At 43.0% G+C, this 272-nt stretch carries 1 protein-coding gene; it reads left to right on the forward strand.

Annotated elements, in window-relative coordinates:
- Positions 1-272, forward strand: a 272-nt coding sequence (locus tag AAEY93_RS20595; protein ID WP_351079525.1) for an NAD-binding protein, incomplete at both ends; no start/stop codon positions are given.

The following is a 272-nucleotide window of genomic DNA, read 5'->3' on the forward strand; positions in this document are numbered from 1 at the left end:
CGCGCATACTGCACAAATGCTGGTTGTTGCAATTGATAACCCAGATAAAACCATTGAAATTATTAAGCTGGCACATAAAAACTACCCACAATTAAAAATAGTGGCGCGCGCAATCGATCGTCGCCATGCGTATCAACTACTGAATCTAAAAGTGGATGCGTTTAACCGCGAAACCGTCGACTCAGCCATTAACTTAGCCATAGAATCACTGCAGCTACTTGGCAATAGCAAAGAAGACGCTGAGCGTGCTGGTAAATTATTTAGGGATCATG

Source organism: Shewanella sp. CAL98-MNA-CIBAN-0140 (genome assembly GCF_040309905.1).
In the GTDB taxonomy this organism is placed as follows: domain Bacteria; phylum Pseudomonadota; class Gammaproteobacteria; order Enterobacterales; family Shewanellaceae; genus Shewanella; species Shewanella psychromarinicola.